Annotated in this window: 2 protein-coding genes; both read left to right on the plus strand. The window is 64.8% G+C overall.

The window, feature by feature from the left end; genetic code table 11:
- Positions 1-1,410 (plus strand): calcium-binding protein (locus HRV97_RS17225; protein ID WP_174195354.1); only part of this gene is annotated, 1,410 nt, incomplete at its 5' end.
- A gap of 26 nt (positions 1,411-1,436) precedes the next feature.
- Positions 1,437-1,565 carry a hypothetical protein gene (locus HRV97_RS17740; RefSeq protein WP_281356847.1) on the plus strand — a complete coding sequence of 43 codons (129 nt, stop codon included), beginning with the start codon at positions 1,437-1,439 and terminating at the stop codon, positions 1,563-1,565.
- The last annotated feature ends 73 nt before the right edge of the window (positions 1,566-1,638 follow it).

The following is a 1,638-nucleotide window of genomic DNA, read 5'->3' on the forward strand; positions in this document are numbered from 1 at the left end:
GACACCGGCGTGCTGCGTGGCAACTATGCCGACTACACGATGACGCAGGGCGCCGGGTCGGTCACGATCGCGCGCACTGGCGAGACGAGCACCTTCACCAACGTCGAGCATTACCGCTTCGCGGATGGTGTGGTGCTGACGCTCGGCGCAAACGGAGCCGACACGTTCGACCTGTCGAACAAGACGGGTGCGATCACGCTTGCGACGGGTGCAGGCAACGACGCGATCTTTGCAGGGGCGGCGTTGACGGGTGCGGACCGGATCGACGCCGGTGCGGGCAATAACGACCAAGTCGCGCTACAGGGCGATTACACCGGTGCGAACGCGCTGGTGCTCCAGGCCGGCACGCTCACTAACGTCGAGGTGCTGGCAGCACTTGCCGGTGGCAATTACGACATCACCACCAATGATGGTGCGGTTGCGGCAGGCCAGGTGTTCACCGTGTTCGGTGGCAATTTGGGTGCGAGCGACAGCCTGACCTTCAATGGCTCGGCGGAGACCGACGGTTCGTTCCTGTTCTTCGGCGGAGCGGGCACCGACACGCTGACGGGCGGCGCAAACAGCGACGCGTTCTTCTTCGGACCCGACCGGTTTGGGCCGAACGACACGGTTGTTGGTGGCGGCGGGGTCGACCAGATCGGCTTCGACAGCTTCTCCGCCCCCCTAACGCTCGATGCCCGCGTCGACGTCGAGGTGGTGGCGCTGCTGCGCGGGCCGAACGGCACGATCAACACCTACGGCGCGATCACGGTTGACGACAGCTGGGTGAATGCCGGCGAGACCAAGACGATCACCGCGGTGACGAGCTTCCAGGATCAGGTGGGACCGGTGCTCGCCGATCTCACGATCGATGGCAGCGGCGAGACGAACGGCAACCTGCGCATCCTGTCGGGTTCGGGCAATGACACGCTGACGGGTGGTGCAGGCAACGACATCATCTTCGGTGGTCTGGGCCACGACACGATGACAGGCGGTGCGGGCAATGACACGTTCGTGTTCAACGGTGCGGCTGACTCGGCAAGCACCGGGTTCGACACGATCCTCGACTTCGATCGCGCGAGCGACACGATCCAGGTGAATGGTCAGACCTACGCCTCGTTCACCGACCAGAGCGGTGGCCAGCTGTCGCAAGGCAGCTTCGACGCCGATCTGTCACAAGCACTCGGTACGACGCTGACGGGCACGAATGGCGTGTTCTTCACCGCAAGCTCGGGTGATTATGCAGGGCAGACCTTCCTGGTCGTCAACACCGATGGTGTCGACGGCTACCAGGCAGGCTCCGACCTCGTGATCCGCACCGATCCGGGTACGCCGGTCACGGTTGAGGCATTCGGGGGCGGCAACACCGGCGTTGTCACGCCGCTCGTCGACGCAGCACCGCTCGACCACCACCAGACCATCATCGCCTGACCTGAACCAAGCAGAGGACACGACACATGACTAAGACCACCACCACCACGCTCGCCCGCAAGCCCTGGGTCCGCCCCGCGGTCGAGAAGATCGCAGCCGGCCAGGCCGAGGTCGGCACTCGCGATCGTGGCGACGGCAGCTTCACCACCAGCTGATCAACACACCTACACGACAACCAGGGCCGGCACGGGAACACTTCCGCGCCGGCCCTGCGCGTTGGGGGACTTG

This window comes from Sphingomonas hominis (assembly GCF_013328205.1).
Lineage (GTDB): Bacteria > Pseudomonadota > Alphaproteobacteria > Sphingomonadales > Sphingomonadaceae > Sphingomonas > Sphingomonas hominis.

Coding starts and splice junctions, on each gene's coding strand:
- HRV97_RS17740 (WP_281356847.1), top strand. CDS start 1,437: ATGACTAAGACCACCACCACCACGCTCGCCCGCAAGCCCTGGGTCCGC.